A 274-nucleotide genomic window follows, 5' to 3' on the forward strand; every position below is an offset into this window, starting at 1 on the left:
ATATGGAGGATTACCCAAGTCCGGCTGAAGGGAACGGTCTTGAAAACCGTCAGGCGGGTAAAACCGTGCAAGGGTTCGAATCCCTTATCCTCCTTTTTTAATATTATCGCGGGATGGAGCAGTCTGGTAGCTCGTCGGGCTCATAACCCGAAGGTCGTAGGTTCAAATCCTGCTCCCGCAATTAAAAATTTAAAAACTATTGGTTCCGTGGTGTAGGGGTTAACATGCCTGCCTGTCACGCAGGAGATCGCGGGTTCGATTCCCGTCGGAACCG

The 274-nt window shown here is 50.7% G+C and carries 3 tRNA genes; all 3 read left to right on the forward strand.

Going from position 1 to position 274, the window contains the following annotated elements:
- The first annotated feature begins 4 nt into the window (after window positions 1-4).
- The 3 genes from AB3I20_RS12765 (at window position 5) to AB3I20_RS12775 (ending at window position 274) form a co-directional block, all read left to right on the forward strand.
- Window positions 5-94 (forward strand) — tRNA-Ser (locus AB3I20_RS12765).
- 13 nt (window positions 95-107) lie between these two features.
- Window positions 108-181 (forward strand) — tRNA-Met (locus AB3I20_RS12770).
- Window positions 182-201: 20 nt separating this feature from the next.
- Window positions 202-274, forward strand: a tRNA-Asp gene (locus AB3I20_RS12775).

It is taken from the genome of Enterococcus sp. C50 (assembly GCF_040887505.1).
Classification (GTDB): Bacteria; Bacillota; Bacilli; order Lactobacillales; family Enterococcaceae; genus Enterococcus_B; species Enterococcus_B thailandicus.